This is a genomic window from Bradyrhizobium cytisi (assembly GCF_008123515.1).
GTDB lineage: Bacteria > Pseudomonadota > Alphaproteobacteria > Rhizobiales > Xanthobacteraceae > Bradyrhizobium > Bradyrhizobium cytisi.
On the sequence record NZ_VSSR01000124.1, the window covers coordinates 1 to 935 of the forward strand.

General features: G+C 59.4%; 1 pseudogene. It reads right to left on the reverse strand.

The features are described from left to right. Positions 1 to 15: 15 nt before the first annotated feature. Positions 16 to 857: pseudogene (locus FXB38_RS41125) on the reverse strand (IS5 family transposase). Positions 858 to 935: the final 78 nt, after the last annotated feature.

Here is a 935-nt window from a genome sequence, read left to right on the forward strand (position 1 = left end):
AGAGTCTGTCCGAGATCATGCTCTTTTTTGACAGAGCTTTCTCAGCATGAGGCGGATAGAGGCGAGGCGTAAAAACGCCAAGGCCTTTCGGTTGAGGCACTCCCAATCCTTGGCCAAGCGGCGGCAGCGGTTGAGCCAGGCGATGGTGCGTTCGACGATCCATCGCTTGGGCAAGACCGCAAAGCCCTTTGCGAGATCGGAGCGCTTGACGATCTCCACGTCGACTTGCCGGAGGATTTTGCGAACGGCGGACTGAAAGATCGGCCCCTGATAGCCGCCGTCGGCATAGAGCTTCAGCAGGAATGGATGCAGGCCAAACAGTGTGGCCATCACCAGCACCCCGCCGTCACGATCCTGGATGTCGGCCGAGTGCACGAGGGCGTGGAGCAGCAAGCCTTGGGTATCGACTAGGATGTGGCGCTTCTTGCCCTTGATCTTCTTTCCCGCATCGTAGCCATGCGGGTCAATCCACGCCCCCCTTTTTCCGCGCTCTTGACGCTTTGACTGTCGATGATGGCGGCGCTCGGGCTGGGTTCTCGGTTGGCCAACTCACGACATTGTACATAGAGCGCGTGATGGATGCGATCGAGCGTGCCGTCCCACGCCCACAAGTCAAAATAGTCGTGCACCGTGCTGCGCGGCGGTAGGTCCTTCGGGATCGCTCGCCATTGGCAACCGGTGCTCAGCACATACATCAGGCCATTGACCACCTCGCGCACATCGACCGTGCGCTTGTTGCCGCCTCGCTTGGCCGGCACAATCAGCGGCTCCACCAACGCCCATTCCTCATCGGTCAAGTCGCTGGGATAGCGTAGCCGGCTGCGGTCGTAACGACCGCGGTTCTCCTTCGTCCACATGGGCGCCCCTTCAAATCGGACCGCCACCCTTGAATCACAAATGATTCCAATGATTCAAGATGTTCTCGGACAGACACT